Source organism: Streptomyces sp. NPDC054841, from assembly GCF_053611045.1.
Genome location: NZ_JBSGZO010000674.1, coordinates 1 through 3,616 on the forward strand (window position 1 = coordinate 1; position 3,616 = coordinate 3,616).

Annotated in this window: 4 protein-coding genes; 2 read left to right on the forward strand and 2 right to left on the reverse strand. The window is 72.5% G+C overall.

Translation table 11 applies throughout. The annotated features are described in order from the left end of the window. Nucleotides 1–207 (reverse strand): hypothetical protein (locus tag ACWGI8_RS41520; RefSeq protein ID WP_453668633.1); only part of this gene is annotated, 207 nt, incomplete at its 3' end. A 115-nt stretch (nt 208–322) separates the two neighbouring features. Between ACWGI8_RS41520 and ACWGI8_RS41525 the strand changes: the two genes are divergently transcribed. Continuing rightward, nucleotides 323–1,513 carry a pyridoxal phosphate-dependent aminotransferase gene (locus ACWGI8_RS41525; RefSeq protein ID WP_453668634.1) on the forward strand — a complete coding sequence of 397 codons (1,191 nt, stop codon included), beginning with the start codon at nt 323–325 and terminating at the stop codon, nt 1,511–1,513. 220 nt (nt 1,514–1,733) lie between these two features. After that, nucleotides 1,734–2,918: a mannosyltransferase family protein gene (locus ACWGI8_RS41530; RefSeq protein ID WP_453668636.1), complete on the forward strand. Its 1,185-nt coding sequence runs from the start codon at nt 1,734–1,736 to the stop codon at nt 2,916–2,918. A gap of 25 nt (nt 2,919–2,943) precedes the next feature. Here ACWGI8_RS41530 and ACWGI8_RS41535 read toward each other — a convergent pair whose 3' ends face one another. Next, complete coding sequence (locus ACWGI8_RS41535; RefSeq protein ID WP_453668635.1) at nt 2,944–3,489, reverse strand: YbjN domain-containing protein; 546 nt, start codon at nt 3,487–3,489, stop codon at nt 2,944–2,946. Nucleotides 3,490–3,616 lie beyond the last annotated feature (127 nt).

Below are 3,616 nucleotides of genomic sequence, written 5' to 3' on the forward strand. Positions count from 1 at the left end.
GCCACCACAGCTGCTGCCGCCACCGCACGACGACGAACCGCCGCAGCCACTCCCACCCCCACCGTCGCCGCCGCCCCCGGCCCACCAGCTGCCCCCGCTGCTCCCGCTGCTCCGCCCCGACCTCCGCCGACGGGCGCTCCTGGCCGAGGCGGCGTTCGCCAGCACGACGACCGTGATCAGCACGAGCGCGATGAGAATGATTTCCATCGACCTCACCTTTCCTTCGTCCCCCGAAGCGAGGCTGCTTCTGGTGTGCCTGGGGGATGCCCTCGTCCATCCGGGCCCAAAGCAGACTTGAGCAAGTCCAGAGGTTGCGCGCAGGATGGCCGCCATGACCTCCAGCGCGCGCCCCCTGCTCAACCGCCGCCTCGCCGAATTCGGGACGACGATCTTCGCGGAGATGTCCGCGCTGGCCGTGCGGACGGGCTCGATCAACCTCGGCCAGGGCTTCCCGGACACCGACGGACCGGAGGAGGTGCGGGAGGCGGCGGTGCGCGCGCTGCGCGACGGCCACGGCAACCAGTACCCGCCCGGCCCCGGTGTCCCCGAGCTGCGCACCGCGATCGCCGGCCACCAGCAGGAGCGGTACGGCCTCGGCCACGACCCCGACACCGAGGTGCTGGTCACGGCCGGCGCGACCGAGGCGATCGCGGCCGCGCTGCTCGCCTTCGTCGAGCCCGGCGACGAGGTGATCGCGCTGGAGCCGTACTACGACTCGTACGCCGCCTGCATCGCGATGGCGGGCGGGACGCGCGTACCGGTGACGCTCCGACCCCGGGACGGGGCGTACCACCTGGACCTGGACGAGCTGCGGGACGCCGTCACCGACCGCACGCGCCTCATCCTGCTCAACACCCCGCACAACCCGACCGGGACCGTCCTCACCCACGAGGAGCTGGCGGCCGTCGCGGCGCTCGCCGTCGAACGCGATCTGCTGGTCGTCACCGACGAGGTGTACGAGCACCTGGTCTTCGACGGCGCGCACACACCGATCGCGTCCTTCCCCGGGATGCGCGAGCGCACGGTCACCATCGGCTCGGCGGGCAAGACGTTCTCGTTCACCGGCTGGAAGGTCGGCTGGGTGACGGCCTCCGCTCCGCTGGTGACCGCCGTGCGCTCGGCCAAGCAGTTCCTCACGTACGTTTCGTCGGGACCCTTCCAGTACGCGGTCGCCGAGGCGCTCGCGCTGCCGCAGACGTACTTCGACGGGCTCCGGGACGACCTGCGCGCCAAGCGGGATCTGCTGGGCTCCGGGCTCGCGGCGGCCGGATTCGAGGTCTACCGGCCGGCCGGGACGTACTTCGTCACCACCGACATCCGCCCGCTCGGCGAGGACGACGGCTTCGCGTTCTGCCGCGCCCTGCCGGAACGCTGCGGGGTCGTCGCGATCCCGAACGCCGTCTTCTACGACCACCGCGAACAGGGCGCTCCCTTCGTGCGGTTCGCCTTCTGCAAGCGGGTGGAGGTGCTGGAGGAGGCGGTCTCCCGGCTGAAGGGGCTGGCAGCGGGCTGAGGGGCCCCGGGCCGGGGGGCTGCGGGCCGGGGGCGCCTTGTGGATCGGCCCGGCGCGATCCGGACAGGCCCTAGCGGCTGACCAGGCAGCTGTCACGGCGACACGCGTGCACGCGGCGGTCAGCGGGCGCATTCCACCCGGGCGGCTGCCCAGCACTCGCGCCGCGTACGTGCGCCGACGATGGTCGGGTTGACCGATCACGCGCGCACGGAGGTGCCCCCTGTCCGCCGAGACCTGCGACAAGACAGCACCGCCCGTCGGCGCCTCCCGGTCCGTTCCGCCGCTGCGCGCCGCCCTGCTCCGGGCCGCCCCCGCGCTCGGGCTGTTCGCGGCGGCCCGGCTCACCGGGATGGTGCTGCTGGCGCTGTGGGCCTGGCGCATCGGCCAGTCCCCCCGGGCGCTGCTGGCCACCTCCTGGGACTCCGACTGGTACGCCCGTATCGCCGCGCACGGCTATGGGCGGACGCTGTACTGGCCGGACGGCGCCGTCCAGTCCGACCTGGCGTTTTTCCCGCTCTACCCCGGTCTCGTCCGGACCGTGACGGCCGTCGTCCCGGTGGCGGGGGGCACGGCGGGTCTGGCGCTGTCGTGGATTTCCGCGGGGGCCGCGGCGTGGGGCATCTACGCGGTCGTCGAGCGGCTGCGCGGCCGGACCGTCGCGACCCTCGTCGTGCTGCTGTGGGGCCTGCTGCCGCACTCGATCGTGCTGTCCATGGCGTACACCGAGCCGCTGCTGACGGCGTTCGCCGCCTGGTCGCTGTACGCGTTGCTGACGGGCCGCTGGATGTGGGCCGCCGCGCTGGCGGCGCTCGCCGGACTGACCCGGCCCAACGGCATCGCGGTCGCGGCGGCTGTGTGCGTCGTGGCGGGGCGCGAGCTGTGGCGGCGGCGCGGCACCGCCGCGGGCCGGGTCAGGATCTGGGCGGCTGCCGTGCTGGCGCCCGCCGGGTGGCTCGGCTATCTGCTGTGGGTGGGGGCGCGCAAGGGCGATCCGCTCGGCGGGTACTTCGCGGTGCAGAGCGGCTGGACGTCGCGGTTCGACCTGGGGCGCGGCTCCCTGGAGGTGGTGCGCAGCATCGTGACCGAGCCCGCCTACTTCGGCTTCCCGATGGCTCTGGTGATCACCGGTGCGGGGGTGCTGCTCTTCGCCCTGTTCGCACTGGACCGGCCGCCGCCGGCGCTGTTCGTGTACACGGCGGTACTGGTGGTGATCACGGTCGGTGGATCCGGCTTCTTCGAGTCCAAGCCGCGTTTCCTGCTGCCGGCGTTCCCGCTGCTGCTGCCGCTGGCGTCCGCACTGACGAAAGCCCGGCCCAGGGCGGCGATCACGGTGATCGTCGCCCTGGCCGGGCTGTCGTTCGGCTACGGGGCGTACGTCCTGACGCTCGCCCCGATGGCGCTGTGAGTACTGCGAGGGCTTCGCGGCCCGCTCAGTCCTCGTCGGCGGGCTTCTCGTCCGCCGGCTTCTCCTCGGCCGTGGCCAGGCCGAGCTGCTCGGCCAGCCACTTGTCGAACTCGATCGCCGCGCGCACCCAGCTGACCGTCGAGGACACGAAGTGCTCCAGGCTGACGCCGGTGCCGATCAGCATCTGCGCCTCGCCGATGAGACGGACCGAGGCGGGCTGGCCCTCCTCCTCGTGGGTGTGCGTGTAGACCTTCGGCCACAGCGTGCGGCGGTTCCAGTCGTCGATCGCGTCGAGGATCTTCGCCCGGTCCTCCAGCGCGTGGGGACGGTCGTAGAACGTCCGCACCGAGAAGACCTGCTGCTCCTCCTCGCCGCGGAACATGAAGTACGTACGGAACTCCTCCCACGGCGCCGCGAGGTCACCCTCGTCGTCGACGACGTACTTCAGTTCCATCTGGTCGAGAAGCTGCTTGACCAGGTCCTGGTCGGGGATGACCGGGCCCGCCGGTCCTGCGGCCTGAGGCTGGGGCTGGCCCCCGAAATTCGGAATCGAGGACGGGTCGATGCTCACCGGGTGTTTCCCTTCGTACGGATACGGCCATCCTCCCCCATCCCGGGCGGGGGCTGGCAACCCCCGCCGGACCTTCGGCAGGACGTGTCCGGATCTCTGCGCCGGGCCGGGGCGCGGGGCGGAGCCC

Excerpts from the sequence above, each read along its gene's own strand:
- ACWGI8_RS41525 (WP_453668634.1), top strand. The coding sequence starts at position 323 with ATGGCCGCCATGACCTCCAGCGCGCGCCCCCTGCTCAACCGCCGCCTC.